This window comes from Pantoea sp. Pa-EAmG (assembly GCF_030024295.1).
GTDB classification, from domain to species: domain Bacteria; phylum Pseudomonadota; class Gammaproteobacteria; order Enterobacterales; family Enterobacteriaceae; genus Pantoea; species Pantoea dispersa.
This window is the reverse complement of sequence record NZ_JASEWO010000394.1, coordinates 1-800: the sequence shown is the minus strand read 5'-3', so window position 1 is coordinate 800 and position 800 is coordinate 1. Positions and strand designations below refer to the sequence as shown.

At 47.8% G+C, this 800-nt stretch carries 1 protein-coding gene; it reads right to left on the bottom strand.

What is annotated here, in order from left to right; genetic code table 11:
- Positions 1 to 800 (bottom strand): aromatic alcohol reductase (locus QMM04_RS22870; RefSeq protein WP_282997167.1); only part of this gene is annotated, 800 nt, incomplete at both ends.

Here is an 800-nt window from a genome sequence, read left to right as displayed (position 1 = left end):
AGTGCTATGCTGATTTGCAAGCCATTGACTGACCGTTGTAGTGGCAATTCCCTGACGTTGATTATAGGTATTGCTTTTATCCCAGGCCACTCCGTCAGGTCGAGCAAAAGCGAGTCGGTAATTAGCACCGACATCTTGCGGATTATACTGCACATCATCCAGGAGCTTTTGCCTGTCCAGTAATTTTCTGTTTACTTCAGTCCCCCAGTGGGTACACATTAAATCAGCGAGTTCGCTGTAGGTCAGCGTATCGCCTGCTATATAGATAATCTCGTTTCGGAAAGTGGGCTGATGAAAGAAAATTTCCGCAGTCAACAGGCCGATATCTTTAGGCGTGGTCAACGTTACTGCGTACTGCCAGTCCCCCAGAGCAAAGACAATTTTATTGTGTGCATCAATAACACCAAAACCGGGCTCAAACAGATAGCTGGTAAAAATACCTGTAGAAACAATGACCCACTCTGTTACGTTCTGCTGGCGTAAAAGGTGGCGCACTTCGAGTTGCTCATCCCAGACTTGTTGACCGCTGCCTTTACCGACCACGTCATAATCAACACCAAACTGCCATGGGAAGTAGCGGGTTACAGCCGCTTTCAAAACCGCCTGAGTAATCTTTAACTGCGTTCCTGGTCCGCCAACAAAACCACTGCAGTTGATAACTGTATCAAAACAGGCAAAGATCTCACTCAGCTCATCAATGCTGTTTTCCTGCAGATCGCCTTCGACCACAGCAATTCCAGACTTCATCAGTTCATCCAGCCGTAACCTCCGTGTGCCAGAAATGGCATGAGCGGCTTCGC